The organism is Pseudomonas meliae, assembly GCF_001400515.1.
Classification (GTDB): Bacteria; Pseudomonadota; Gammaproteobacteria; order Pseudomonadales; family Pseudomonadaceae; genus Aquipseudomonas; species Aquipseudomonas amygdali.
This window is the reverse complement of the sequence record NZ_LJQT01000426.1, coordinates 1-1,983: the sequence shown is the minus strand read 5'-3', so window position 1 is coordinate 1,983 and position 1,983 is coordinate 1. Positions and strand designations below refer to the sequence as shown.

Here is a 1,983-nt window from a genome sequence, read left to right as displayed (position 1 = left end):
TTGGCGACTTCCTTTGGAGGGTCGCGGTTTTTTGTTGCCCGAAAAAAATCAGCGGCGGGGCAGGGCTGCAATAACGTCTTCGGCCTGCAGGCCTTTGTCGCGGTTCATCACGGAAAACTCGACGCGTTGGCCTTCGACCAGTACGCGATGGCCTTCACCGCGAATGGCACGAAAATGCACAAAAATATCGTCGCCGGAATCCCGGGAGATAAAGCCGAAGCCCTTGGAGGTGTTGAACCACTTTACGGTGCCAGTATCACGATTTCCCATGTCGTGGTTTTGAGGTGCGGAGGATGGAGTGTAAGACCTGTAAAAGCTGACGCCCAGGTGCAAGGCGACGGCCACGATGGCGATGCTCAGGCTAACCAGAATTGCCGGTTGGCCTGCGATGCCGGGCAGAGGAACGAGCAAGGTCAGCGTTTGTACGATTACCGCAATGACAAGCAGGGCACTGACCAGATTTTGCAGATTATGACGTGGGCCTCGATTCCAGTAAGGGATTACCGGAGCGAGTATCAGGTTAAGCAGCCCGAGAAATGCCAGGCAGATGGCGTCAGGGTTTTGCAGGTAGAGAGAGACCGCTTCACTACGCAGGCTAGGTATGAAAGAGAGCAACAGGGCTGCTGCTCCCGTTACCAGATGGACGATTTTCAACATTTTAAAAAGCTCACATGCAAGAAGGATTACAAGAAATAGCTGGTAACGCCCGGTACGCTTCTGAACAAGATGAGGCGTGATGCACGGGCGCAGGGCCAGCCTATGCGCCAGCGCTGAATGGCAACTCGTTGGCGACACGTCGTGTATTTAACAGCAAAGCCTGATGCTACTCAAATCAGCAATCAATAACGGCCCTCCTGCCTGCCCTGCTTTGATAGCCCGTGCCGCTACAGGGGTTGAAACAGAGCGTTCAGGCTGGTTTTGCTGATGACTATTGAGGAAGTGCAGGAATTTTCTGTCCGTGGCACCTGTGGTGACGCGTCGCAAAGCACCCTGGTACGTCCATGAATCGTTGCAGGTTTGTGGCATCGACCAACGGAAAGCTGCGCCATTCGGGTTCTCTTGATAGAGTAGTGGTCTTTACTGCTTTTCAATCCTCACTAAAAGGGCATGAAACATGGCAATCGATATTGGTATCAGTGAAGAGGATCGTAAATCGATCGTGGACGGTCTGTCGCATCTGCTGTCGGATACTTATGTGCTTTACCTCAAGACTCACAACTTTCACTGGAATGTCAGCGGGCCGATGTTTCGCACGCTGCATTTGATGTTTGAAGAACAGTATAACGAACTGGCACTGGCAGTTGACTCTATCGCTGAGCGTATTCGTGCGTTGGGCTTCCCTGCTCCTGGCACTTATTCGACGTATGCTCGCCTGTCTTCCATCAAGGAAGAAGAGGGCGTGCCAAGTGCCGAAGATATGATCAAAAGTCTGGTTCAGGGTCAAGAGGCCGTTGTCCGTACTGCGCGTAGTATCTTTCCTCTTCTCGACAAGGTCAGCGACGAGCCGACGGCTGATCTGTTGACGCAGCGTATGCAGGTTCATGAGAAAACTGCCTGGATGTTGCGCTCGATGTTTGAGTCGAAATAACGACCGGGGCGAGTGACGCTCANNTTCACTCGCCTGTTCTTCATATGTTGCCTTGCAGGCAGCGCCTGATCTTCGCCTCTTTGGCCTCCGCTGCTTGAGCGCTCAGGCACATGAAGGCTTGGTCGTTGCCCGTTGTCACGCATATCATCCAGCCATATTCCTTGCTCTTCTTCATTATGCCTTCAGGGGTAAACGATATTCCGCTGATTTCTGTAGCCATCTCCTACAGTGATAAAGTATTAGAGCGGCTGGATATAAAATCTCGAATCATGTTTTATACATCAGGGTATTTATTTGTTTTTGAATATTTCTTTTAATGTTTAAAGTTTATGATTCGAAGGTGATCTTTATGATGTTACGAAGTGCTGAGCGAGAGCTTAAGGAGGCGCTGCAAA

Annotated in this window: 2 protein-coding genes; one reads left to right on the top strand and one right to left on the bottom strand. The window is 51.0% G+C overall.

Features of this window, described 5'->3' with window-relative positions:
- Positions 1-48 precede the first annotated feature (48 nt).
- A complete protein-coding gene (locus ALO64_RS26665; protein WP_002554664.1) occupies positions 49-657 on the bottom strand; it encodes a cold-shock protein in 609 nt (202 codons plus the stop codon).
- Positions 658-1,114: 457 nt separating this feature from the next.
- Here ALO64_RS26665 and ALO64_RS19470 point away from each other — a divergent pair, with 457 nt between their 5' ends.
- A complete protein-coding gene (locus ALO64_RS19470; RefSeq protein WP_002554663.1) occupies positions 1,115-1,588 on the top strand; it encodes a Dps family protein in 474 nt (157 codons plus the stop codon).
- Positions 1,589-1,983: the final 395 nt, after the last annotated feature.